1 protein-coding gene is annotated in these 639 nt (G+C 60.3%); it reads left to right on the top strand.

The genetic code is table 11. The features are described from left to right. Window positions 1-331: 331 nt before the first annotated feature. Window positions 332-639 (top strand): DDE-type integrase/transposase/recombinase (locus FEV53_RS21830; RefSeq protein ID WP_246100966.1); only part of this gene is annotated, 308 nt, incomplete at its 3' end.

Below are 639 nucleotides of genomic sequence, written 5' to 3'. Positions count from 1 at the left end.
CATTTTTTCAAAGCCAGCAAACACCGTTACGGGTCCAAGCGTATCCACCGGGATCTGCGCGCTGACGGGGAGCGCGTCTCGGAGCGGCGCGTGGCCAGAATTATGCGGGAAAACAGGATCTCAGCCCGCCTGAGAAAGCCGCGCAAGCCGTTGACCACGAACAGCAATCACAAGCTGAAACCGTCGCCCAACCTGCTGCAGCAGGCATTTCATTGTATCACCCCGAACACGGTTTGGCTCGCAGACATCACTTATGTCGACACTGACGAGGGGTGGCTCTACCTGGCGGCCGTCAAGGAATGTGCCTTTGTCCGCCATTGGTCCGAGGACAATGGCGCATGCGACCCGCGAAATCGTCGGCTGGTCCATAGCCGATCACCTGGGCGCACAGCTGTGCTGCCACGCGCTCCGGATGGCTCTGCACCGGCGCGGGCCAGTCCCCGGTCTGATCGCCCACTCCGATCACGGTGTGCAATATGCCAGCGGGGACTATCGCAAGATCATCCGCCACGCCAAGCTGGAGCAATCCATGAGCCGCAAGGGTCAGTGCCTCGATAACGCCCCGATGGAGAGCTTCTTTTCTTCGCTGAAAAAGGAGCTGGTCCATCGCCATCGGTTCAGAACCCGAGAACAGGCCAG

This window comes from Palleronia caenipelagi, assembly GCF_007004065.1.
GTDB classification, from domain to species: domain Bacteria; phylum Pseudomonadota; class Alphaproteobacteria; order Rhodobacterales; family Rhodobacteraceae; genus Palleronia; species Palleronia caenipelagi.
Note: the sequence above shows the minus strand (reverse complement) of the source record. Positions and strands in the feature narration are given on the sequence as shown.